The organism is Chryseobacterium sp. GW823-FHT05E08 (assembly GCF_058795655.1).
The window spans coordinates 128,105-150,067 of the sequence record NZ_JBXAHY010000003.1 but is presented as its reverse complement, the minus strand read 5'-3'; the positions used below and the strand labels follow the sequence as shown (position 1 = coordinate 150,067).

General features: G+C 33.2%; 24 protein-coding genes and 1 tRNA gene. 13 read left to right on the top strand and 12 right to left on the bottom strand.

Features of this window, described 5'->3' with window-relative positions; all coding sequences use genetic code 11:
• The first annotated feature begins 2 nt into the window (after positions 1 to 2).
• On the top strand, positions 3 to 779 hold the full coding sequence (locus AC1Q7L_RS11135) for an alpha/beta fold hydrolase (RefSeq protein WP_492306025.1): 777 nt from the start codon (positions 3 to 5) through the stop codon (positions 777 to 779).
• An 85-nt stretch (positions 780 to 864) separates the two neighbouring features.
• On the opposite strand, the gene AC1Q7L_RS11130 is transcribed toward AC1Q7L_RS11135, so the two are convergent.
• On the bottom strand, positions 865 to 1,479 hold the full coding sequence (locus tag AC1Q7L_RS11130) for an HD domain-containing protein (protein ID WP_492306024.1): 615 nt from the start codon (positions 1,477 to 1,479) through the stop codon (positions 865 to 867).
• Positions 1,480 to 1,508: 29 nt separating this feature from the next.
• Positions 1,509 to 1,808: a rhodanese-like domain-containing protein gene (locus AC1Q7L_RS11125; protein ID WP_066750942.1), complete on the bottom strand. Its 300-nt coding sequence runs from the start codon at positions 1,806 to 1,808 to the stop codon at positions 1,509 to 1,511.
• A gap of 125 nt (positions 1,809 to 1,933) precedes the next feature.
• On the opposite strand from AC1Q7L_RS11125, the gene queG reads away from it, so the two are divergent.
• Both queG and AC1Q7L_RS11115 read left to right on the top strand, forming a co-directional pair.
• On the top strand, positions 1,934 to 2,878 hold the full coding sequence (queG, locus tag AC1Q7L_RS11120) for a tRNA epoxyqueuosine(34) reductase QueG (RefSeq protein ID WP_492306023.1): 945 nt from the start codon (positions 1,934 to 1,936) through the stop codon (positions 2,876 to 2,878).
• Between the two features lie 361 nt (positions 2,879 to 3,239).
• Entirely contained in the window at positions 3,240 to 3,917 is a 678-nt protein-coding gene (locus AC1Q7L_RS11115; RefSeq protein ID WP_492306022.1) for a TIGR02117 family protein, read from the top strand.
• 89 nt (positions 3,918 to 4,006) lie between these two features.
• On the opposite strand, the gene AC1Q7L_RS11110 is transcribed toward AC1Q7L_RS11115, so the two are convergent.
• The 4 genes from AC1Q7L_RS11110 to AC1Q7L_RS11095 form a co-directional block, all read right to left on the bottom strand.
• Entirely contained in the window at positions 4,007 to 5,074 is a 1,068-nt protein-coding gene (locus AC1Q7L_RS11110; protein WP_492306021.1) for a phage tail-like protein, read from the bottom strand.
• A gap of 369 nt (positions 5,075 to 5,443) precedes the next feature.
• Complete coding sequence (locus AC1Q7L_RS11105; protein ID WP_410693881.1) at positions 5,444 to 6,859, bottom strand: aminotransferase-like domain-containing protein; 1,416 nt, start codon at positions 6,857 to 6,859, stop codon at positions 5,444 to 5,446.
• A gap of 49 nt (positions 6,860 to 6,908) precedes the next feature.
• Positions 6,909 to 7,274, bottom strand: a complete 366-nt coding sequence (locus AC1Q7L_RS11100; protein ID WP_492306020.1) for a hypothetical protein — start codon at positions 7,272 to 7,274, stop codon at positions 6,909 to 6,911.
• Positions 7,275 to 7,468: 194 nt separating this feature from the next.
• Positions 7,469 to 7,984 carry a hypothetical protein gene (locus tag AC1Q7L_RS11095; protein WP_492306019.1) on the bottom strand — a complete coding sequence of 172 codons (516 nt, stop codon included), beginning with the start codon at positions 7,982 to 7,984 and terminating at the stop codon, positions 7,469 to 7,471.
• Positions 7,985 to 8,107: 123 nt separating this feature from the next.
• Between AC1Q7L_RS11095 and AC1Q7L_RS11090 the strand changes: the two genes are divergently transcribed.
• Positions 8,108 to 9,526 carry an aminotransferase-like domain-containing protein gene (locus AC1Q7L_RS11090; protein WP_492306018.1) on the top strand — a complete coding sequence of 473 codons (1,419 nt, stop codon included), beginning with the start codon at positions 8,108 to 8,110 and terminating at the stop codon, positions 9,524 to 9,526.
• Positions 9,527 to 9,558: 32 nt separating this feature from the next.
• Here the strand turns inward: AC1Q7L_RS11090 and AC1Q7L_RS11085 are convergent, their stop codons facing one another.
• Positions 9,559 to 10,611: a helix-turn-helix domain-containing protein gene (locus AC1Q7L_RS11085; RefSeq protein ID WP_492306017.1), complete on the bottom strand. Its 1,053-nt coding sequence runs from the start codon at positions 10,609 to 10,611 to the stop codon at positions 9,559 to 9,561.
• A 279-nt stretch (positions 10,612 to 10,890) separates the two neighbouring features.
• On the opposite strand from AC1Q7L_RS11085, the gene AC1Q7L_RS11080 reads away from it, so the two are divergent.
• From AC1Q7L_RS11080 to AC1Q7L_RS11055, 6 genes are all read left to right on the top strand, one after another.
• Positions 10,891 to 12,054 carry a phage tail-like protein gene (locus AC1Q7L_RS11080; protein WP_492306016.1) on the top strand — a complete coding sequence of 388 codons (1,164 nt, stop codon included), beginning with the start codon at positions 10,891 to 10,893 and terminating at the stop codon, positions 12,052 to 12,054.
• Positions 12,055 to 12,417: 363 nt separating this feature from the next.
• Positions 12,418 to 12,843 carry a helix-turn-helix domain-containing protein gene (locus AC1Q7L_RS11075; protein WP_492306015.1) on the top strand — a complete coding sequence of 142 codons (426 nt, stop codon included), beginning with the start codon at positions 12,418 to 12,420 and terminating at the stop codon, positions 12,841 to 12,843.
• Complete coding sequence (locus AC1Q7L_RS11070; protein ID WP_410693874.1) at positions 12,819 to 13,154, top strand: helix-turn-helix domain-containing protein; 336 nt, start codon at positions 12,819 to 12,821, stop codon at positions 13,152 to 13,154. The genes AC1Q7L_RS11075 and AC1Q7L_RS11070 overlap by 25 nt, the downstream gene beginning before the upstream one ends.
• Positions 13,155 to 13,191: 37 nt before the next feature.
• Positions 13,192 to 13,824, top strand: coding sequence for a hypothetical protein (locus tag AC1Q7L_RS11065; RefSeq protein WP_492306014.1), 633 nt, complete (start codon positions 13,192 to 13,194; stop codon positions 13,822 to 13,824).
• A gap of 14 nt (positions 13,825 to 13,838) precedes the next feature.
• Entirely contained in the window at positions 13,839 to 14,474 is a 636-nt protein-coding gene (locus AC1Q7L_RS11060) for a hypothetical protein (protein WP_492306013.1), read from the top strand.
• 6 nt (positions 14,475 to 14,480) lie between these two features.
• Positions 14,481 to 15,149 (top strand): hypothetical protein, encoded by a 669-nt coding sequence (locus AC1Q7L_RS11055; protein WP_492306012.1) that lies wholly within the window; start codon positions 14,481 to 14,483, stop codon positions 15,147 to 15,149.
• Positions 15,150 to 15,264: 115 nt separating this feature from the next.
• Here the strand turns inward: AC1Q7L_RS11055 and AC1Q7L_RS11050 are convergent.
• A tRNA-Leu gene (locus AC1Q7L_RS11050) sits at positions 15,265 to 15,346 on the bottom strand.
• Positions 15,347 to 15,420: 74 nt separating this feature from the next.
• Positions 15,421 to 16,188 carry an MBL fold metallo-hydrolase gene (locus AC1Q7L_RS11045; RefSeq protein ID WP_066750935.1) on the bottom strand — a complete coding sequence of 256 codons (768 nt, stop codon included), beginning with the start codon at positions 16,186 to 16,188 and terminating at the stop codon, positions 15,421 to 15,423.
• A 54-nt stretch (positions 16,189 to 16,242) separates the two neighbouring features.
• Here AC1Q7L_RS11045 and AC1Q7L_RS11040 point away from each other — a divergent pair, with 54 nt between their 5' ends.
• Together AC1Q7L_RS11040 and AC1Q7L_RS11035 are read left to right on the top strand one after the other, a co-directional pair.
• Complete coding sequence (locus AC1Q7L_RS11040; RefSeq protein WP_066750934.1) at positions 16,243 to 17,670, top strand: nicotinate-nucleotide adenylyltransferase; 1,428 nt, start codon at positions 16,243 to 16,245, stop codon at positions 17,668 to 17,670.
• An 11-nt stretch (positions 17,671 to 17,681) separates the two neighbouring features.
• Complete coding sequence (locus tag AC1Q7L_RS11035; RefSeq protein WP_492306011.1) at positions 17,682 to 18,131, top strand: GAF domain-containing protein; 450 nt, start codon at positions 17,682 to 17,684, stop codon at positions 18,129 to 18,131.
• Positions 18,132 to 18,358: 227 nt separating this feature from the next.
• Here the strand turns inward: AC1Q7L_RS11035 and AC1Q7L_RS11030 are convergent, their stop codons facing one another.
• The 3 genes from AC1Q7L_RS11030 to AC1Q7L_RS11020 form a co-directional block, all read right to left on the bottom strand.
• Complete coding sequence (locus AC1Q7L_RS11030) at positions 18,359 to 19,090, bottom strand: ABC transporter substrate-binding protein (RefSeq protein WP_492306010.1); 732 nt, start codon at positions 19,088 to 19,090, stop codon at positions 18,359 to 18,361.
• A 26-nt stretch (positions 19,091 to 19,116) separates the two neighbouring features.
• The gene (gene mgtE, locus AC1Q7L_RS11025; protein WP_492306009.1) at positions 19,117 to 20,439 is read right to left on the bottom strand and encodes a magnesium transporter; all 1,323 of its coding nucleotides are present in this window, start codon (positions 20,437 to 20,439) and stop codon (positions 19,117 to 19,119) included.
• A gap of 382 nt (positions 20,440 to 20,821) precedes the next feature.
• Complete coding sequence (locus tag AC1Q7L_RS11020; RefSeq protein ID WP_492306008.1) at positions 20,822 to 21,379, bottom strand: pyruvate decarboxylase; 558 nt, start codon at positions 21,377 to 21,379, stop codon at positions 20,822 to 20,824.
• A gap of 173 nt (positions 21,380 to 21,552) precedes the next feature.
• Between AC1Q7L_RS11020 and rpsO the strand changes: the two genes are divergently transcribed.
• Complete coding sequence (gene rpsO / locus AC1Q7L_RS11015; RefSeq protein ID WP_054510192.1) at positions 21,553 to 21,822, top strand: 30S ribosomal protein S15; 270 nt, start codon at positions 21,553 to 21,555, stop codon at positions 21,820 to 21,822.
• The last annotated feature ends 141 nt before the right edge of the window (positions 21,823 to 21,963 follow it).

Genomic DNA, 21,963 nt, shown 5'->3' with positions numbered 1-21,963 from the left:
GAATGGAAGGTAGGATAATAGATGTACAGGGTGAAAAACTTTATATAGAACATGATAATTCATTTAAAAATAAACCAACAATTGTCTTTTTGCACGATTCTTTAGGTTGCACACAACTTTGGCGAGATTTTCCTGCCAAAATTGCAGGAGAAACTCAATGTAATGTTTTAATTTATGATCGTTTAGGTTACGGAAAATCTTTTCCGATGCTTTCTCACGAAAGGGAAAATAATTACATGGAGCTTGAAGCAGATGTATTGAATGAATTATTGGAAGAATTAAACATAAACAATGCAATTCTTTTTGGTCACAGCGACGGCGGAACAATTGCATTAATTGCCGCTTCAAAATATCCTGAAAATGTAAAAGCTGTAATTTGTGAAGCCGGACATATTTTCGTTGAAGATATTACGGTTAAAGGAGTTTCTGACGCTTTTGAAGCGTATAAAACAACAGATTTACCGGAGCGTTTAGCAAAATATCACGGGGATAAAGTTCCGATGATTGTTAAAGCGTGGACGGAAATTTGGCTAAGCAGCAGATTCAAAAGCTGGAATATTGAATATCTTTTAAAAAATATCACAAGTCCATTACTTTTTATTCAGGGAGAAGCGGATGAATACGGAACATTAGATCAAGTTGAGAAAACAGTTAATCAGGTTAGTGGAAAATCAGAAAAATATATTATTCCGAACGTTGGACACACGCCTCATAAAGAAGTTCCTGATTTAGTTTTAAATAAATCGGTTGATTTTATCAATGAAATAGTGGAAAATTAAGAGTATTAAACATCAATTTTATCAATAGGAGCGGACTTTAGTCCGCTTTTCAATTTTAATGTGTTGAATTGGCTTTAGCCAAAACTTATAAAATGCTAATTTCAAACTCAATATTTTCTCTCGCTTGAACTTCATATTTTTCTCTAAAATAATCAGTTTTGAAAATATTTTCCAATTCTAAGAAATGTTGTAGCACTTTTTTTCTTCCGGGTTTGTAAAGAAAATTGGGATAAATAGAATATTCTTTTCTGATCTTTTTGGTGTACTCAAGATAGGTTTCAACATCTTTTCCAAGGATTGAAAGATCTGCATCCAAAAGATAATTGGTGTCTGGATCATCAGATTTTTGATGCGCTTTTGTAGCAATAATTTGGTTGAAAATTGTATCAATCGATTGTTTATCAATTAATTTTTCAAGTCTAATCTTCGCATATTCTGCACTTTTTTCTTCATTGGATTTTGATGAAGCATCATAAATCACATCATGATAAAAAACTGAAAAAGAAATAATATTAAAGTCTGAAATTTTATCTTTCACAGATTCAAGTTCAGAAAACATTTTTTCCAAATGCTCAATATTGTGATAATGTCTGCCTTTTTCAGAATATTTCTTTTCAATTTCTTTCCAAAAATTTTCAATCAGGTTTTGATCTTTAGTGAATTGTAAACAAAGCTGATTGAATCTGTCTTTAAGTTCCATTCGAAGATATTTTAGATAAAAAAAGGAACTTAAAAAGTTCCTTGATTTGCTTCAATAGTTGCCTTTAGGTCTGCCCAGCCACCGCCGTTATAACCATCTTTCAAGCCTTGAGAATTAAGATATTCCAATGCTTTTCCGCTTCTGTTTCCACTTCTGCAGAAGATGATGACAGGCTTTTCAATTGATAAAAATTCTTCTTTTCTATCTTCTACTTCACCTAGCGGGATATTTTTTGCACCTTCTATATTTCCGTCCATTTCCAATTCCATTGGCTCACGAACGTCGATTAATTCATAGTTTCCTGATTTTAATACTTCTGTTAAAGACATAATTGTATTTGTATTTAAAGTTAAAATATAGACCGTGGATTTTTGAAAAAAAGTCCTGCTTTAATTCATTTATCCAAAGCCTAAACAAATTTATAAAATAATCTTAGTTTTGCAATGTAAAAATCATGAATTCGAATGCCGAAAAATATTCACAATTAATTAAATCCAAAGCCGAGCGTTTTGGGTTTCAAAGCTGTGGTATTTCTAAGGCTGATTTTTTAGAAGAAGATGCCAGAAATCTGGAAAATTGGTTGAAAAATAATTTTCATGGCGAAATGAAATACATGGAAAATTATTTTGACAAAAGACTTGATCCAAGATTGTTGGTTGAAGGCTCAAAATCAGTGATTTCGCTTTCCTATAATTATTTTCCAAAAGAAAAAATTTCAACATTAGAAAATTATAAGATCTCAAAATATGCATATGCAGAGGATTATCATGAAGTGGTAAAAGAAATTCTCCGCGAAATGGTTGATGGATTAAGAGAAGAGATCGGAGATTTTGATTGCAGAGTTTTTGTAGATTCCGCGCCGGTTTTAGAAAGAAGCTGGGCGAGAAAATCAGGAATTGGCTGGGTGGGAAAAAATGCAAACCTGATCACGAAACAAAATGGTTCCTTTTATTTTTTAGCGGAAATCATTTGTGATTTAGAATTAATTCCGGATCATGAAACCACCGATCACTGCGGAACTTGCAGAAAATGTATTGATGCTTGTCCGACAGATGCCATCGTTTCTGAGAAACTTATCGATGGAAGCAAATGCATTTCTTACGCAACAATAGAATTGAAAAACGAAATTCCCGATTCTTTTAAAGATAAAATGGAAGATTGGATGTTCGGCTGTGATATCTGTCAGGATGTTTGTCCGTGGAATCGGTTTTCTGCACCGAATCTTCAAACCAAATTTGCACCAAACGAATCGCTCAAAAATTTTAAAAAAGGAGAGTGGAAAGAACTTACTCAGGAATTATTTTCAGAAATTTTCAGAAAATCTCCTGTCAAGAGAACAAAATTTGCAGGTTTGAAAAGGAATATTGAATTTTTAGGAAAGACTTCAGATAAAAAATAGTTCAGATTTTTGGTGATAAATCCTCGTCTGGAATTTTTCGGTTCCAAAACAAAAGCGGTTAATCGACCATTCCTTATACTTTTTGTTGTAAAGGAGGGTAAGATATATTTAAGTAAAACTCAATAAAAGCCTTTCCTATAAAAGAAAAAATGACTTTCAAAAAGATAAAATCTCTTAGAAAATCAACGTTTTTTTTGAACTCTTTTTGGAGCAGTTTTTACTCTTACTTTCAATCTTTTTTGGGATTTGATGTTTTTACGCATATTTGTGTATATTTCGTAACTAAATTTAATCATTTTTCCGATTAAAACAAATACTTTTACGAAAAATTATTAATTAAATTTTATTCAAATACATGAATGTGAAGATGGTATTATTGTCTATCCTTAAAATTTTGGGTGTCATTGTAGGAATTATTGTTCTGTACGGTTTAATGGCTTATTTGCTGCCGTTTATTGAAGTTTCAGCAAAGGATGACGGAGAGAAAAAAGAAATTCCGATTTATATTTACACCAACGGGGTGCATACAGATATTGTCATGCCTGTGAGAAACGATATGCAGGATTGGAGCACGAAAATTCCTTTTGCCAATACAAAATCAAAGAAAACAGATTATAATTATATTGGAGTCGGGTGGGGCGACAAAGGTTTTTATCTGGACACACCGACTTGGGCAGATCTTAAATTTTCAACGGCTTTCAAAGCTGCATTTTGGTTAGGCGAATCTGCAATGCACTGTACGTATTATAAAACAATGAAAGAAGCGGACGATTGTAAAATAATTATGATCAGCAGATCGCAATACAAGGCTCTGGCAAAGTTTGTTGAAGGTAAATTCGACAAAGATCAAAACGGAAATTTCATTTTGATTCCTACCAATGCGGTTTACAGCGATAATGATGCATTTTATGATGCTCAGGGAAAATATAGTTTTCTATATACCTGCAACACTTGGTCGAACGATGCATTAAAAGCAGCCGGACAAAAAGCAGCGTTCTGGACACCTACAGATTCCGGAATTTTTCAGCATTATAAATAACTTTTGAAATAAAGAAAATTAACGATCTATAATTTAAAAATAAAGGAGCTGTGAGGGATACAGCTCCTTTTTGTGTTTTTAGAATCGTATTAATCTATTCTTACAATATTAATTGTATAATCAGTCGTATTTCCTCCTGAAGATCCATAATTACTAGCATTAAATGTAAGTTTATCACCTGCTGTCATTTTCACCAAAGTACTTGTAGTTGCCGTTTGATTAGTGGGCGCTCCACTAATCTCCGGATTAGCAACTTTAACTGCCGCCTGTGAATATGATGTTCCATTTAAATAAATATAGGCATAGCCCATGTATCCGTCCCCACCATCATTTGAAGAAGTTCTCTGATCAAAATTAATTGATAATTCTACCTTATATAATCCTGTAGCAGCTGCCGTAAATGTAGCACCACTAAACTCACTAAGATTATCAAATGTTTCTGTTGGGGTATTACCAGAATTAGTTAAAGTTGTAGTATTATTTGTACTAAGTGTTAGACTTCCTGTTACTCTCACTGCACTTATATCAGTAGAGGTTTGAGTTTGTACTACTCCTGTGTTGTTTACAACCAGAGTACCTACTTTACCAGATGAAGCCTGTAAACCTTCTAATCTTAAAGGATTCGTACCATTTACATGTAGCTTATTAGTAGGAGTAGCATTCCCAATTCCTATTCTATCATTGGAAGCGTCTACCGAAAGGGTATTTCCATCTACTGAAAAAGCATTAACAGCAGTTCCTGTGAATGATAATGTATTTGCATTCTGCTGTACCAATCTGTTTCCTGTAAGAGAACCGTTTGAGTTATAAATATTTACAGAAGAAAAGGTAGAATTAGTTGGGTTATGCAATTTCACCCATGCAGAGCCGTCAAAATAATAATATCCTACAGCATCTACATTGGCTGTGGTACCAGTTTGTGTTCCTGTAACAGCATTATTTATGTAAATCATTGTTGAAGTAGGAACAGAGACCATGCTTTGAGCTCTTTGCCTGTCTACCCGAGGGACTAGAAGTCCATCTACATTGTTAGATGCTCCTGTTGCATTTTTTGCTGTTACATCCAAAGTAGATTTCGGTAAATCTGTATTCATACCAACCTGCGAATACGCAGAAAAATAAGCAAGTAATGCTAATAGAAATAATGAATTTTTCATTGTTTAGTGTGTGTTTATGTTAATGAAATTTGAGGTGCAAATCTAATTATACAGGTATTTCAAAAAAAATAATCACCTATTACATAGATATTACATGGTTGTAACTGTTTGATTTTTAATTAAATGTATTGCATGTAAGTTTTGTTCTTATTTTTATTAAAATAAATGTTCAACAAAATATTTTCTAGTTGGTAAGCCTTGAAAGACATAAATTTTATTGATCTTTTAGGGAAAAAGATCCTGTAAATTTCGAAAAATACAAACACGAAATATTCACCAATGAAAATTGAATTTCAACGGAAAATTATAATTGAATTATAGAAATTTTATCTAAAAATAAGTTTGAGTTTCATAGTTAGAAGAAAATAATTAGATACTATTTTTAATCATTTTTCCTAATTTTTCAAGATCACTTTCTACACGATCTGTCCATTCCAATCCGTAATTTAAACGCATGCAATTCGTGTATTGATTATGCTGAGAAAACATTCTTCCCGGAGCAAAACTTATTTTTTTGCTGAAAGCTTCATCATAAAGGTCTTCTGTACAAATTCTTTTGTCGAGTTCCAACCAAAGCATAAAACCACCTTTAGGCTCGGAAACTTTTGTATTATCAGGAAAATAGGTTGCAACCGACTTTTGAATTTGAAGATAATTGGAATACAGTTTATTTCTAAACATTCTTAAATGATGATCATATCTTCCGTGTTCAAGAAAATCAGCAATAACATCAGAATAAAATGACGGACTGCATACGGTCTGAACCAATTTCTGACGAATAATTTTATCTTTAAACTGTCCTGGAGCCACCCATCCCACACGATATCCGGGAGCCAATGCTTTAGAAACCGAACCTACCCACATCACAAGACCCGCTTCATCATAGAACTTACAAGGTTTTGGCCTTTCTGAACCAAAATATAAATTCCCGTAAATATCATCTTCTATCAAAGGAACATTGTATTCGGTGATAAGCCTTACCAATTCTTTTTTATTCTCATCAGACATTTGAAAACCCAATGGATTATTAAAATTAGTCACAAAACAACAGGCTGATATTTTGGGTAAAACTTTTTTCAAAGCATCCAGATCCAAGCCATCAATTGGATGGGTCGGAATTTCCACAGCTTTTAGCCCTAATAAATGAATCGCCTGCAATATCCCAAAATACACCGGACTTTCAACAGCAACGGAATCTCCGGGTTTTGTAACCGCCATAAGACAGTGATAAATGGCGTTCATCGCGCCGGAGGTGATTACCAGATCATCTTCAGTTATTTTTCCTTCCAAAATCAATGACCATTTTGCAATTTCTCTGCGCAGGTGTTCGTTTCCTTGTACGGGTTCATAATTTGTTCCGCTGTCGTTTTTAGCTTTAACAACATTCAGCATTGATTTTTTCAATTTGGCTAAAGGAAGAAAGCTTTTTCCGGGAATTCCCAACGCAAATTGAGTAAGATCTGGATGAGAAATACTTCCGAAAACCTTATCTATTAAATCCTGATGCGGTTTTTCTAATCCTGATTCTTTAATTTTTACCACAGAAGGAAGCGCCAGTTTCCGCTGAGAGGTCTGGCTTACAAAATATCCGAATTTTGGCCTGGATTCAACAAGAGAACGGCTTTCCAATTCCATGTAGGCCAGTTTTATGGTATTCAGACTTACATTATATAATTTTTGAGCGCTGCGAAGTGAGGGTAATCTGTCGCCAAACTGTAAAGTCTCACTTTGTATTTGTTCGGTAATTATTTTTGCTATTTTAAGATATAAGACCTCTTTAGCCATAAAAAAGTAGGATTTTAAGTAAATGTATGGAATTCTTAGTCTGATTTTATCAAATATTCAACCAATTAATCATTCTTTCGATACTGCTTTTAAGTTGTAAAGGATCGCGGTAATTTGCGGAATTATTTCTTTTAAAATAGCTCTGAGCATGAATAAAAAAGTTTTCTTTTTCTTCCACATTTAAACTTGATTTTTCATAAATAACAAAATCAGTTTCTCCTTTTTGATTAATAATAAGACTTGCAAAAGCGATGATATTGTTTTTTTGCCTGATCATAAGAAAAGGAATACCAAAATTTTCATTCACCATTTCAAGATTTGAGAGTTGAAGAAAAATATTCTTTAGTTCTACTATATCTGCAATATAAACTTCAGAGATTTGAAGTTGTTTTTGAGGTTGAAAGGCAGTTTCCATAATACTTTGCTTTATATAGTACAAAGCTATGAAGTCTTAAATTATGGTTACAGATACAGAAGTGTGTATTATTGTGGGTACAGATTTTTATTTTTAAAATTTTAATTGAATTTCGATTTTTAAAGAAAATCGTAAACAAAAGAAAACCTCTGAAATGGGTTGGTCTCAAAGGTTTTTTAGAGAAAATATTGTTATTAATTTGAAAGATTCAGTTCATAAATAGAAGTAGCTATTCCAAAAGGTTCGGAAGCTGATTCTTTAACCAATAGAAATCCGTTATCTTTAAAAAATTCAAGCTGAGGATGATTTTTATTGATATTAATCCAAATACTATCTGTGAATTTGATTGCAGATTTTACCTTATTCCAAAGCGAAATTCTCACTTCTGATGAATTGTATTCTGAAAGTATTCCAAAATCTAATATCTCCGTCATTTTTCTACCTTCAGAGGCATCGGAATAGCTTGAACCACTTTTAAATAAACAATATCCTGCTGGTTGATCATCCACAAAAACCATGATAAGTTGATTCGAAAGATCATTCAAAATGTTGATCATTTTCCTGTGATCCAAATGTTCTTTGATGTAATTTTCTATTGCCTCAGAAGAAACAATTTCTTTGTAAGTATCTCTAATAAATGCTTTTTTCACATCAAAAAGATCATCAACACCTTTGTCGGATCCTACTGCGAATTTTGAAATTATTTCCATTGGATTCTTTTTTATTCGAAGGTAAGAGATTATTGAGCTTTAATTTAGATACAGTTATGAAAAATTAAATCGGTACAGTTATGAATTTTGTAATTTTGCTCAGAACAGTTAGACTCGAGACGTATGCAGACTTATAAATATGAAATATTTACTTCTATTTTAGAGGATCAGATAAAAAGTGGAGCAGTGAAGTTGGGTAGCCGTTTGCCGTCTGTTAGAGAAATTAAAGAAAAATATCATTTAAGCATAAGTTCTGTTCAGAGTGGATATGATTATCTTGTATTGAAAGGTTTGGTTGAAAATATTCCGCGTTCGGGCTATTTTGTGGCTTTTAATCAAAAGGAAACAATTCCTGAAAATACGGTGAAACAATTACCAATTTCAAAAAATTCTGTATTTAATAAAAACCTTGAGCTCACATCAACACGAAGTAAAGCTTTTGAGTATAATTCGTTTAATTCTACATCGCCAACAGATATTTTAATCCCTCAAAAACTGATTTTAAGAAAAATGCAGGAAGTAATTCGGGAAAAAGGAGCTTCACTTCTTCGTTACTATCCTCTAAATGGCTCATTAACATTGAGAGAAAAAATTACAGAACGTTCTGCAAAATACGGATGCATGATGAATGCAGAAGAATTGATCATCACAGATGGTGCGTTGCAGGCTCTTTATATCGCTTTGGCGTCTGTAACTAAGGTCGGTGATTTGATTGCAGTTGAAAGTCCATGCGTTTTTTCTGTTTTGGAGGTTATTTCTAATTTGAAATTGAAAACGATTGAAATTCCTGTACATTATAAAGATGGATTTGATGTAAATTATTTCAGGAATATTTGTGATGAAAACGCTGTTCGGGCAGTTGTCGTTACTCCGAATTTCCATAATCCTACAGGGATTCTAATGACAGATGATAATAAAAAAGAACTTCTTTCCATTGCTGAAATTCATCAAATCCCAATCATTGAAAATGATATTTACGGAGATCTTTATTTTGATGGAACAAGACCTTCCAATATTCGGAATTTTGATAAAACAGGTTTGTTGATGACATTTTCTTCCTTTTCCAAAACTTTGGCTCCGGGAATTCGCTTAGGATGGCTAAATCCGGGTAAATTTTTTGCTGAATCCGAAAGATTGAAATTCTCTCTCGGCAGATCTGTTGCTCCAATTTATCAGGAATTAATGATAAAACTTTTGGAAAGTAATAGCTATGACAGGCATTTGCGCTCATTTCGAAAACAACTGGAAAAGCAGTCAATAGAATTATTAGATACTTTGCGAAAATTTTTTCCTGAAAACTGTTATTTCCACAGACCTCAAGGTGGATATAGTATTTGGGGTGAGTTACCGCAAAATGTTGATATGGAAGCTTTTTATGAATATTGTGAAAGCCAGAAGATTTTATTCACTCCAGGAAATACTTTTTCGTTTACAGATGAATATGACCATCATTTTCGAGCAGTGTTTGCCGATCGTATAACTTCAGAAAGTATTATTTCACTGGAAAATCTTGGTAGAAAAGTTCAGGAATTTTTAGAATAATTTCCTTTTTAATTTAAATCAGAAATAAATATTTAATTAAATTCCAACGCATTATTTTTATTGATGTATTCCGATGGCGTTATGCCTTCTATCTGCTTGAAAACTCTATTGAAAGTAGATTGATTAGAAAATCCTGAAGCTGTATAAATGTACATCAACGTGATTTTATTGATGTCATTTTCCTGAATCAGTTTTTTCACATTTTCAATTCTACAAGTATTAAGATAGTGATTGAAATTAGAATATCCATTTGCTTTGATGGATTTTGCAATATATAAATTGTTGGTTTTTAAAATATTAGATAGTTGTGAAATAGAAAAATCAACATCTTTAAAAAGCGCCTTTTCTTCTACAACATTTTTTACCTGATCAAATAGGAGGATATATTTTTCAAGGTTTTCATTATTTTCAACAGAATTATTTTCTTTAAACTTAACAGATTCAGTGGATTCAGTAAAAATAGGGTCTGTGTTTTCACTTTCTAAATTTGCTGTGCTTTCGGAAGTATTTGTGCTTTTAATAAAGCTTTCCATAACCTCTACTTTTTTTATTTTTTCATTATAATAGAGTAGAAGAGCGAATACGATACTGTTTACGATTCCCACAAAAGTATCAGAAATAACCATGTACTGCACGTTTCGGAAGCTAAAATAATTAAATGAATAAAATTTTGTCAGAATACTTACAGCTACGATTATACTTAATATATAAGCCGAATAGATGTAAACGTACTTTTTACCCAACAGAATATAAGCTCCGAGCGGTAACGGTAAAAGCCACATGCAGGTCGCAGCAGAATATTTCCAAAATCCAAGCATAACAAATGCAGCAAACAAGGATGCGTAGGTTAAATAAAGATGGACTAATGTTTTGATGTTATAATTCTTACGAATGATCAAAAAAGTATAAAATAAAATAATTGAATAGGCAAAAGTGCACGTAGCAAAGAATACATCACCGATAATAAAATAAAATGCCAAAGCATATCCGAACAATATACCGGACATCAAATACACATATTGCGCGATAAGCTTCCTTTTTAATGTATCAGCAGATTCTATAATAAAATTTTTATCAGTTGCCATCTTAGTGTTTTTCAAAAAATGATTTATGTAAATTGTTGATTTTTAAATACTTGTAAAATGATAATGAAATTTAAAATTTTACTTATACTTGAAAATTTTGATTGCTTTTACCAACTAATTTTGCAAAATCAAGTTACAAATTTAAGGATATATAACGATATCCGGAATAATGGAAAGAATTTATCGGTTTTCATTTTGTTATAAGTATTTCTTTATCCAAAGAAATAGATACTATAGAATTGTGTTTAGTTAAAATTAAAAAAATCAAAAATTAAAAGGATGAAAAAGCAATTATTATCTGCCTTGGCAATGTTCTCATTTTGTTGTATTGCGTTTGCGCAAGTGGGCATTAACACTCCAAATCCACATGCAAAATCTGTATTGGATATTGTTTCTAAAAATAACAATACAGGGGTTTTGTTTCCCAGATTAACAACAGCTCAGCGAAACGCGATCGCTCCCGGAACAACGGACGCTTCTGTTGACGGATTGTGGATCTATAACACAGACACTAAATGTTATGAATTCTGGAACCGTACAAAGTGGGTTTCTTTATGTGACGGCAATGGTACAACCGATGTACCTCCACTTTCAGGGGTGAAATTATTATCTTACGAACAGGATGCTACATTCACATTTGCAACACCGGTTTTTACAGATTTTTTCAATTCATTTGACAATTTTGGACCGTTTCCTTCATCTACCATTCAGACGGATGGGTCTTCTTTAGTTCCTGATAAGATATCATACACGAATTTTGCTTCAATTAATTTTCAGAGTTATGATATTATTGGTGTTTCTTTTCGTCCGGGTGTTGATTTAACTCCTGCTGAAATTACCGCATTGGTAACTTTTGCCAATACTTCAGGAAAACATCTTTATTTTTTTACAGAAGGTTACACACAAGCCGGGAAATTATCTTTATTGAGTCAGCTTATCGGGGATATAACATTAACGACGAGCGATATTGTTGCAAGCATTGGGGCTAATGGGGATTCAAATTCTACGGCGCCATGCTATTATATAACTGGGGATGCACTTAATGATCCATTTGTTAATGGCCCGTTTGGTAAGTTACAGGCTAGTGTTGATAGATTTGTTGATCATGCCGGTTCATCCAATTCGTTTTCGTATGCTAAATTAAGTACAAGTTCTAATGTACAAATTATTGCTGCGGATGGTTTGGTAGGAGGTGTTCCTCAGCCGACTTCAAAGGTTGGAGTATTTAAAGTAAAAAATAAAAATGTATTTGTAATTGCTGATGGTGCCCCATTTTTCGGAGGAACTAATAACAGCGGACCTGCTTGTATGACAGCTTCTTCTGTAGGCGGAACGAGAGGAAGAAAGCCTCTTAAGTGCGATGCTGTTTCTGCAAACGGAACAAATTCAGGAGTTGGTATTTTAATGGCGAACATTGTTGCCTGGTCACTAAAGAGTTTATAAACGATTTAAGTATAGATTCAAAAAACACAAATTTTACTATTTAAAGATTTTCAGAGGACTGTTTTTAACAGATCCCAATAAATACGGTTCTCTGTGATCTTTTTTAGTTCCTCATTACACAAATAAAAATTATAATAACAAATGATTTAATGCATATAATCAATGTATTAAAGAAATTTCGTACGATTCTCTGAGTACAAACGATGAAAAAAAATTGAATATAAATGATGAAATATTCTTAAGATAATAAAGCCTACACAAGGGATTCCCACTAGATTTTTCAGACAATTTTTTTAATGTATTGATGTGCATTAAAACATACTTTGTGTAGTCTTTTATCTTGCTATGAAAATAATTAATAATATGAATTTCAAAGATATACATATTGGCTCATTGGTCAGTCAGCGGGTTTTAGAATGCGGAATTGATGTGTCCCGACTTTGTAAATATTTTAATGACACTGAAGATTATATTTCAAAAATGTATACCTATAAAAGTATGGACAGTGAAATTCTGTTGAAGTGGTGCCGCATTTTAGAGTATGATTTTTTCAGGGTGTATTCTCAAAACCTGATTCTTTATTCTCCGCCTTCAGCAATTGTTGCAGGGTCAAAATCTGAAAATCTCTCACAAATGCCACAATTCCGTAAAAGTATTTACACAAAAGAGGTGATTAATTTTATACTTGAAATGATTGAAAACGGAGAAAAAACAAAAAACCAAATTATTACAGAATACAATATCCCGAAAACAACTTTATATAAATGGATAGAAAAACACAGAAAATAAATCCTCCGAATTACAAAAAGATATATGCAGATATTTTGGCTAAAAAATTTCCGCATAAGGTCAAAGACTGTACATCTATTTTGCTGAAAGAAGAACTAAGTTTTTTAGATATCATTAAACTTAATCAACGAATTTTTGGATATAACGAGATATCCTCAATCAACCAACGGCTTCGGTCTTATGATAATCAGACTATCATTGAAATATTAAATTATCAAAAAACACACAAATTAAACAATAGTCAATTATCACTTCATTTTAAATTGAGTCGTAATACGATCGCAAAATGGAAAATGCATTTTGCTGTTTAATGATATTTAATTAAAAACATATTTAAACACTATACTAATGATTAAAATTATTTCGACAGTACTGCTCCTCGGTACTATCAGTCTAACGCATGCCCAAAAGGCAGGATATGTTGGGATCAATACAACTGTACCTGAAAAAGAACTCTCTGTGAACGGGACTATGAAAACATCAGGAATGATCTTAAAAGATCCTATAGAGAAATTGGGAGCAGATGAAAATTATTCTTTTTTGATCAAATCTCCGGCTCCGCAGAACAAAATCACTTCTTATAATGATTCTTTTGTGCCTACAACTCCGGCACCGATTAATCTTATTCAGTTTAAAATTACTTGCAACAAAAACGATAAAGACTGGGTAGATGAGTATGATACCAAAATTAATTCGGATAAGTTTTTAGTTATCATTGCCTCGCATGGATTTACGCAGCCTGTATTCACTTTTAATGCAGATTGGATCACACCAATGCCTTCTATTTTCGCTTATAGCTCAAACGGTACATGGAAACTTAGGGCAGATTATGTAGGATTTTCAACCGATGATTCTCTCCCGAAAGGTGTCTGGACGCTCAATTTATTGGTTTTTGACAGAGCTTATTCGAAAGAATTCAATTTCTCAAAGACAATTAATACCACAGGAATTGGTGCTGCCACAACTCCTTTAATCCAATAATTTTAAAATACATTATGAAAAAAATAACCACATTTTTATTTGTTACCTGTACTTCTTTGGGTATTAGCGCCCAGATTGGAATAAATACAGCAAACCCTCAAGGAACATTGGATGTTAATGGTGGAACTTTAATAGAATCTTATGTAATTGATACTGTTAACTCAAACGCAACAGGAAACTATTATCTTCTCACGCGCTCAAAAGATACTACACCAGTAGGAAAAGTAAAACTGCTTGATATTGCACTCCGAAATGTCGCTCCTGTTAACACGTATACTATTATTCTGAAAAATGTTAGTCAGGATGACGTTTTGAACCTAAATACAGGACTGGAAACAGCAAAATATGTTGTTGCCATTACGGGTGCGGTTTTTACAGATGCTACACCTGGTATAATTACGTCCACATCTTACAAATCATTTGGTGCCTATTCTACAGAAGTAACTTCCATAGTAAACGGAGGAAAAACTTATAATGCTGTTAATTTAAGCTTTCAGGGAGCAGGTACAACCTCTGCTCAAAACGGAACCTGGTCACTTACTCTTTGTGTTTATGAAAAGGCACTTGTAAAAGATTGGGGAACTTATACAGGAAACGTAAACAGTTCATTTACCGGAGTTTCAACTAATACACCAATAGGTCTTCAATAAAAAATTATGAAAAGAATAACATACACTACATTAATGACTTTTCTGGGATTGTTTTTGAACGCTCAGAATGGAAAAGTTGGAATTAAAACGGCAAATCCAACAGAAACATTAGATGTAAATAGCTCAAGCTACACAAACTCTTTATACCTTAGAAATCCCGGCGAACCGGATAAAACAGGCGGGCATTTTCTTGCCACTTCTGGCAACACATTGCAGCTTTATGACCCAACTCTTGAAAGCAGTGGATTATTTAATTATTTAAAACTTACCATTTCAGGAGTTCCTGCAAAGGGAATCACAGATTATGACACAAAAATAGATGCGACAAAATTTTTAGTAGTTGTGCATAATTATTCATTTCAGCTTAATAACGGTTCTACAGAGGTTGCTCTTGATTATGGAAGCAACGGAGTAAATGATAATAAGCAGGGATCTCCCAATGTAAATACGTTTAAAAGTAACGGAACCTGGCACATCAGAGCAAGTTTTACCAATAGTAAATTATTGGACTATACCACTGGATATGCGGACGGAACTTATAATAATTTTAAAGTTGATTTGTATTTAATGGCTTATAAATATCTCATCACTAAACAAAATATCAATGATACGACTAAAGACCTCGGTGGAACAAATGGTTCTACCCAGGCTTTGAGTAAGCCTTCGGGATTTTAATTTTCTAATCAATAAGTGTCTGCAATAATGTGGGCACTTATTTTTTGATATTAAAAGCTAAATTTTATCATTAAAAATAAAAACCTCCAAAATCAAATGATTTCAGAGGTTTTAGTACCCAGTACCAGAATCGAACTGGTACATCTTTCGATACTAGAGTTTGAGTCTAGCGCGTCTACCAATTCCGCCAACTGGGCTTGATGTTTGTTTTAAATTGGTGTGCAAATATAGAAACTTTTTTTTATGTTCAAAAGTTTTTACAGAAAAAATTTTAAAAATTTATCTCCAAACCATCGTAGGCAAGGTGCATTCCGAGCGGAAGTTGTTTATCTTCAACATCATGTAAACCTAAATGATGGCTGATATGAGTTAAAAATAACTTCTTAGGTTTTAACTCTTCGAACAGTTTTATAACGTCTGGAAGAATAAAATGCGCCGGATGCGGATCAAATTTCCGAATACAGTTCAACACTAATACATCTAAATTCTTCAGTTTTTCCTTTTCCGTGTCAGAAATAAAACCGGCATCAGTGATGTAAGCCATATTTTTAAACTTATATCCAAAAACAGTAATCTTAAAATGAATCACTTCAATCGGAGTGATTTCTGTATCTAAAACGGTGAAGGGTTCATTTTCAATTTCATGAAGATCAAAAGCGGGTGCGCCGGGATATCTTTCATCCGCAAAAGCATACGGAAAACGATTTTTTATTTCGTGTCCGACTCTTGGATAGCAATAAATCGGCATATTTTTTCCGCTTTTAAAAATAAGAGGTCGCATATCGTCAAGCCCGATCACATGATCATTGTGTTCGTGGGTAATAAGAGCAATATCAATCGTATTTTCATGATTTAGAAGCATTTGCTGTCTGAAATCCGGACCGCAATCGATCAGGATTTTTTTATTTTCTTCTGTAGAAATCATCACAGAAGATCGAAAACGATTGTCTTTGGGGTTTTGTGATGTACACACCTCACAGGTGCAGCCAATAACGGGTACGCCTTGGGAAGTTCCCGTTCCTAAAAATTTCAACTTCATTTTCTTTTGAGGTTGGTTTAATTTTGGTAAATTTACGAAAAATTTAATGTCCTAATGTATCAGAAACTAACTCCTAAACAAAAAGCATTAACAATTAATCTAGATCCTACTATTTATGGTACTTTCGCAGAAATTGGAGCAGGGCAGGAGACTGTTCGACACTTTTTTAGAGCAGGAGGGGCTTCGGGTACAATTGCTAAGGCGATGTCTGCTTACGACAAAGATTTTAGTGATGCCATCTACGGAAAAGAGGTCAAAAACAGGTATGTTACTCAAAACAGACTTCGTAAAATGCTTCGTTATGAAGTAGCCTTGATCGAAGAAAGAATTTCCAGAGATAACAACCCGAACAGAAAGTTTTTTTCTTACGCCAATACCGTTACAACGATTAACTTTGATAAGACTGTAAGAGGTCACGGTTGGGTAGGAATTCGTTTTCAGGTAAAGGAAAATGAAGATTATAACGAGATCGTTATTCACGTAAAATTCAAAGAGAATGATGCTACTTTACAGCAGGAAACTCTTGGAAACCTGGGGGTGAATCTTATTTTCGGAGCCTTTACATATTATGATAACCCAAGAAGATTAATCGAATCTCTTTTTGACGACGTTGCAACCGATAACCTTGAAATTGATATGATTGATTTCAGTGGACCGGCCTTCGCTTACGTTGACAACAGATTGATGTCGCTTCAGTTGGTTAAAAACAACATGACAGATGCTGTTATCTTCAATTCTCAAGGAAGCAATATGCTTCCGGCAGATAGCTTATACAAGAAAAATATATTTGCGATAAGAGGAAGTTTTAGACCTGTAACCAAGGTAAATATTGATATGCTGCAAAACGGTATTGATATGTTTTTGAAGGACGCAGTCTGTACCCACGAAGAAACGGAAATTTTAATTGAAATTACCATTTCCAACCTTAGAGCAGACGGAGATATTGACGAAAGAGATTTCCTTGATAGAGTAGACGTTCTTGGTAAATTAGGCTACACAGTTATTATATCAAACTTCTCGGAATATTATCGATTGATTGATTATTTTGCATCTTACACCACTGGAAATATTGGGGTAGCAATGGGTGTAAATAACTTGTTGATGGTGTTTGACGAGAAATATTATAAGAATTTATCAGGTGGAATTTTGGAAGCTTTCGGTAAATTTTTCAGAAACGGAATGAGAGTGTATCTGTATCCTTACAAAGATCCTGAGACTCATGAATTGCTTGATTCTGAGAATCTTAAAGTGGAAGAAAACCTTAAGGAACTTTATAAATATTTTAAACTCAACAACCGTATTGTAGATATTAAAAACTATAATCCTGAGTTTTTGGAAATTTATTCAAGAGAAATATTAAGAAAAATTGCTGGGAACATCAAAGGTTGGGAAAATCAACTTCCTGAAGGTGTTGCTGAAATGATAAAAGAGCGCGGAATGTTCGGATATAAACAAGAACTTTCGCTAAAACAATTCTCCTAAAAACAAATATAATGTCAGAATTAAAGAAAAGACTTTCTTCTATACTTGAAAGTCCAAAACATAATACTGAAGAAAAGCTTCAGAAAGTTTGCCATCTTTTGGATCAGGAAATTTCTTATTTTAACTGGACAGGTTTCTATTTTAAAAATGGAGATAAGGACGAGTTGAAATTAGGTCCTTACGTTGGAGCTCCGACAGACCACGACATTATTCCTTACGGAAAAGGAATTTGCGGTCAGGTCGCTATTTCTAATGAAACGTTTGTGGTTCCTGATGTTCATCAGCAGGATAATTATTTAAGTTGTTCAATTGATACAAAAGCTGAAATTGTAGTTCCGATTTTCAAAGACGGACAAAACATCGGTCAGATTGATATTGATTCTCACAAAATAGATCCGTTTACGGACGAAGACAGAGAATTATTAGAATGGCTTTGTAAAGAAGTTTCTAAAATTCTATAATTGAAAAAATACAAACTCCGATCTTTTGGTCGGAGTTTTTTTATGCTGATAATTGGTGGTTAGAATATCGATGGCTTCGAGAGCCTCAGCCACCGATAAATGAAAATCTTCGATTTTCAAAAAGCTTATGTGAACTTAATATTTTCAACCCAATTAAACTTAAAATAACTAAAGTGTTGAAAACCTTTTGTTTCTTTTGTGGTTAGAAAAAATAATGTAACTTGTGTTTAAACAAAATTCACCTCAGTAATCAATTCTTTAAAATAATTCTGACATTTCGCGATATGCGTTCCATACCAGGAAAATGCTTCTCCATCAACAATCATAATCTTCTTATTTGGATAAAACTCTTTTAATTCCTCAATATGTTTTTCTTTAAATGGAAATGGTTCGGAAGAAAGCATGATAATATCAGCTTCGGCGAGATCTTCAATTTCAATTATCGGATAGCGGGTTTTATTTTCAAATATATTTTTAAAGCCAATTTCAGATAAAATACGATGGATAAAAGTATTGGAGCCGATCGTCATATAAGGATTTTTCCAGATCAAGTAAGCCACTTTTATAGGAGAATCAATTTTAGCCTGGCTCAGAACTTCGTAGGTTTTAAGATTAAATTGCTGTGCTTTTTCTTCTTTATTAAAAAGCAAGCCCAGATTTTTTAACAGATAATAATTGTCTTCGATGGTTTCAACGTTTGTCACTACAACTTTAAAATCATCCATCAAAGCCTCAACCTGCTCTTTGATATTTTCTTCTTTATTAGCTAAAATTATATCGGGTTGTAAAGCTTTTATTTTTTCAATACTAATATTTTTTGTTCCACCAATAACAGTTACATTTTTTACTTTTTCTTCGGGATGGATGCAAAATTTGGTTCTTCCAATGACTTCATTTTCAGTTAGACCCAAATCAAATAAAGCCTCAGTAATTGAGGGAACTAGAGAAACAATTTTCATTGTGATATTTTAGAGGTTGCCTAAAATTACAAAAGTTTACCCGTTAAGAAAAGTCCAGCCACAGAAAAGTAAATAATAAGTCCGGTAACGTCTACTAAAGTCGCTACAAATGGAGCAGAAGAGGTTGCAGGATCGAGTTTTAATTTTTTCAGAATAAATGGAACCATAGAACCTGATATTGTCCCCCAAAGTACGATCAATACTAAAGAAACGCCAACACTTAAACCTACAAAGGCCCAATGAATTCCATAATTAAACAAGCCGATCTTATGCCAGATCATGATTCGCATAAATCCGATGATTCCAAGAATTCCACCAAGAAATAATCCTGTGAAAATCTCTTTTTTCATCACATACCACCAATCTTTCAACCCGATCTCCTGAAGCGCCATTGCTCTAATGATTAACGTTGCAGCCTGCGAACCTGAGTTTCCTCCACTGGAAATAATTAGAGGAACAAATAATGCTAAAACAACCGCTTTTTGAATCTCATCTTCGAAATAACCCATTGCCGATGCGGTCAGCATCTCAGAGAAAAATAAGATAACAAGCCACATTCCTCTCTTTTTTACCATTTCGATAAGAGAAGTCTGGGTGTAAGGCAAATCTAAGGCTTCAAGACCTCCAAATTTTTGGATGTCTTCCGTATTTTGTTGCTCAATTTGATCTAAAATATCATCAATGGTTACAATTCCGACCAAAACTCCTGCTTCTGTAATAATGGGAAGCGCAGTTCTGTCATATTTTTCAAAATAAGTTACCGCGTCTTCTTTTGAAGTCATTGTTGTGATAGCAACGAAATGATTATCAGTTAATTCTGAAACTAAAGTATCTTCTTCAGCCAGTAATAAACTTCCTAGTGCTAAGTCATCGATCAAACGATTTCTTTCGTCAACCACGTATAAATGGTTCATTGTTTCAACCCTTTTTCCGACTTTTTTGATCTGTTGAAGACATTTTTTTACCGTCCATTCCTTACGGATCTGGATGTAATAAGGTGTCATCAAACGGGCAATGGAATCAGAATGATAGCCCAATAATTTTAAGGCAATTCTTCTTTCCTGTGGATTAAGATGATTGATCGAATATTTAATAAGTTCATCCGGAAAGTCCTCAAACAGGGCAGTCCTGTCATCCGGAGTCATCGAGTTTAAGATCTCGGAAACGTCATCACTTCCGATACTTCTGATCGTTTCTTCCTGAAAGTCAGGATCTAAGTGTGAAAAAACTTCGGCTTTGTATTGTTTCGGAACTTTTAAAAATGCCAAGAGCCTCTCATCAGCGTGAAGTTCACTTAGAGTTTCGGCAATATCGGCAGGATTAAAGATAAGTTCGTCATTATAATTCAAAACGTGCAATTTTTAGGATATGCAAAAATAATTCAATTTTTTAGAACTGACCAATGATGTGGGAAATTTAAGGATTAATTAAAGTTTTATTCTTGCTAAGACTGAATTTTAGATTTGGAATTTTTATTTTACCACAAAAGTCACAAAAGATTATGACACTGATTATTTATGTTTATGATGATATAGAAATAAGAGCACATAAGTTTTTAAAAATCTTTGATTTTTATTCTTTTACAAGCTTTTGTTTTCAAAATAGTTAAACTTTAAATAGTTCAATAATAGCTTTTGTCTCTTTTGTGGTTAATTTATAAGAATCAAAAAAATAAATATTCGTAAACAGAATGTCCGAATTAATTATAAAATTTCAAACGAAATAAAAAATTTAAAAACCAGCTTCTGTAGATGGTTTTAATCTCCTCAACTCTTTCAGAATACCTTTTATTGCTCCGTTTGTACCGATTTTAATGGAGTTTTCTGCAGAACCCAGAAGACGCATGTTTTTTCGATAAGTATCATAATCTGATTCTGTAATATAATTTCCTGCAGCATCAAAAAGCTTCATGCTTACAACAACTTGGTTGGAGAAAACGTATTTTCCAAGACCAACTTTAAAATACCTTACTTTGGGAACGATGGCGAAATCAGCATCATTATTAATACAGTAATCGGCGATAGTTTGCTTATCAACACTGTCGAATGGAACCTGAGTTTCGGTTCTGAGCATTTTATTTCTCTTGAATCTGCTTAAATTATCAGAAACTGCACTGAAAAATGCATGATTAGTGGGTTCTTTGATTTCCTCAAGGTCGGGTTCTACCTCAGGATTGAAGTATAATACCTTTTTTATTTTATCTTCGGAAGCATTTCTTTGTGCCTTTACTGAAGCAATGCCGATCAATAAAAAAGTGAAAACCGTACTAAAAGTTAAAATTTTTCTCATTTGTAATTCGTTTGCAAAATTACTGTCTTTTAATGGTATGGCATAATTTTTTTAAGAAATTTTTAACATTTTTTTCTATCAAATTTGATACATGAAATCAATAATGTTTTGCTCAATAAAAAAATAGTCGTACTTTTGCACCCGTTACATAATAATCATTAAACAATATTGGAATGTACTTAACAACAGAAAAAAAGCAGGAAATTTTCTCTAAACACGGGAAATCTGCAACAGACACAGGAAGTGCTGAAGGACAAGTAGCTCTTTTCACTTTCAGAATCAATCATTTATCTCAACACTTAAAGGCTAACCGTCACGATTTCGCAACGGAAAGATCTTTGGTTAAATTGGTAGGTAAAAGAAAAAGTTTACTAGATTACCTTAAAAATAAAGATATCGCAAGATACAGAGCAATTATTGCTGAACTAGGTTTAAGAAAATAATCTACAAAGATTTTCAGATAAAAAGCAACTTCGAAAGAGGTTGCTTTTTTGTTTTTATGCTAGAGCTATTATAATGATTAAGAATTAATTTTTCTAATATTATATTTCTGCGTAAGAAGATTGCGTATTTAATTTATTATT

Excerpts from the sequence above, each read along its gene's own strand:
- AC1Q7L_RS11135 (WP_492306025.1), top strand. The coding sequence starts at position 3 with ATGGAAGGTAGGATAATAGATGTACAGGGTGAAAAACTTTATATAGAA.
- AC1Q7L_RS11130 (WP_492306024.1), bottom strand. The coding sequence starts at position 1,479 with ATGGAACTTAAAGACAGATTCAATCAGCTTTGTTTACAATTCACTAAA.
- AC1Q7L_RS11125 (WP_066750942.1), bottom strand. The coding sequence starts at position 1,808 with ATGTCTTTAACAGAAGTATTAAAATCAGGAAACTATGAATTAATCGAC.
- queG (WP_492306023.1), top strand. The coding sequence starts at position 1,934 with ATGAATTCGAATGCCGAAAAATATTCACAATTAATTAAATCCAAAGCC.
- AC1Q7L_RS11110 (WP_492306021.1), bottom strand. The coding sequence starts at position 5,074 with ATGAAAAATTCATTATTTCTATTAGCATTACTTGCTTATTTTTCTGCG.
- AC1Q7L_RS11105 (WP_410693881.1), bottom strand. The coding sequence starts at position 6,859 with ATGGCTAAAGAGGTCTTATATCTTAAAATAGCAAAAATAATTACCGAA.
- AC1Q7L_RS11100 (WP_492306020.1), bottom strand. The coding sequence starts at position 7,274 with ATGGAAACTGCCTTTCAACCTCAAAAACAACTTCAAATCTCTGAAGTT.
- AC1Q7L_RS11095 (WP_492306019.1), bottom strand. The coding sequence starts at position 7,984 with ATGGAAATAATTTCAAAATTCGCAGTAGGATCCGACAAAGGTGTTGAT.
- AC1Q7L_RS11090 (WP_492306018.1), top strand. The coding sequence starts at position 8,108 with ATGCAGACTTATAAATATGAAATATTTACTTCTATTTTAGAGGATCAG.
- AC1Q7L_RS11085 (WP_492306017.1), bottom strand. The coding sequence starts at position 10,611 with ATGGCAACTGATAAAAATTTTATTATAGAATCTGCTGATACATTAAAA.
- AC1Q7L_RS11080 (WP_492306016.1), top strand. The coding sequence starts at position 10,891 with ATGAAAAAGCAATTATTATCTGCCTTGGCAATGTTCTCATTTTGTTGT.
- AC1Q7L_RS11075 (WP_492306015.1), top strand. The coding sequence starts at position 12,418 with ATGAATTTCAAAGATATACATATTGGCTCATTGGTCAGTCAGCGGGTT.
- AC1Q7L_RS11070 (WP_410693874.1), top strand. The coding sequence starts at position 12,819 with ATGGATAGAAAAACACAGAAAATAAATCCTCCGAATTACAAAAAGATA.
- AC1Q7L_RS11065 (WP_492306014.1), top strand. The coding sequence starts at position 13,192 with ATGATTAAAATTATTTCGACAGTACTGCTCCTCGGTACTATCAGTCTA.
- AC1Q7L_RS11060 (WP_492306013.1), top strand. The coding sequence starts at position 13,839 with ATGAAAAAAATAACCACATTTTTATTTGTTACCTGTACTTCTTTGGGT.
- AC1Q7L_RS11055 (WP_492306012.1), top strand. The coding sequence starts at position 14,481 with ATGAAAAGAATAACATACACTACATTAATGACTTTTCTGGGATTGTTT.
- AC1Q7L_RS11045 (WP_066750935.1), bottom strand. The coding sequence starts at position 16,188 with ATGAAGTTGAAATTTTTAGGAACGGGAACTTCCCAAGGCGTACCCGTT.
- AC1Q7L_RS11040 (WP_066750934.1), top strand. The coding sequence starts at position 16,243 with ATGTATCAGAAACTAACTCCTAAACAAAAAGCATTAACAATTAATCTA.
- AC1Q7L_RS11035 (WP_492306011.1), top strand. The coding sequence starts at position 17,682 with ATGTCAGAATTAAAGAAAAGACTTTCTTCTATACTTGAAAGTCCAAAA.
- AC1Q7L_RS11030 (WP_492306010.1), bottom strand. The coding sequence starts at position 19,090 with ATGAAAATTGTTTCTCTAGTTCCCTCAATTACTGAGGCTTTATTTGAT.
- AC1Q7L_RS11020 (WP_492306008.1), bottom strand. The coding sequence starts at position 21,379 with ATGAGAAAAATTTTAACTTTTAGTACGGTTTTCACTTTTTTATTGATC.
- rpsO (WP_054510192.1), top strand. The coding sequence starts at position 21,553 with ATGTACTTAACAACAGAAAAAAAGCAGGAAATTTTCTCTAAACACGGG.